This is a genomic window from Virgibacillus sp. 7505 (genome assembly GCF_002272135.1).
GTDB lineage: Bacteria > Bacillota > Bacilli > Bacillales > Amphibacillaceae > Terribacillus.
On record NZ_NPBF01000407.1, the window covers coordinates 1 to 221 of the forward strand.

General features: G+C 43.4%; 1 protein-coding gene. It reads left to right on the forward strand.

Annotation, left to right across the window (positions count from 1 at the left end; genetic code table 11):
• On the forward strand, nt 1-221 hold a 221-nt coding region (locus CHH91_RS21550; RefSeq protein WP_141234272.1), incomplete at both ends, for a thiopeptide-type bacteriocin biosynthesis protein.

Here is a 221-nt window from a genome sequence, read left to right on the forward strand (position 1 = left end):
CTCTAAAGGAGCAGAAAGGCTTTCTCTTTAAGCTGTTTTCTAAAAACGAAGCAATCATACACGAGCTATCCCATAATATGGAGAAAACGCCGATGACCAATACAGAGGAAAGAGTTGTCGGGAGCTTGATCCATATGCATTGCAACCGCTTGCTCGGCACAGACCGTGATAGGGAGAAAAAAGCAATGGCGTTTGTGCGCCAAATTATTGAAAGTCAAAAG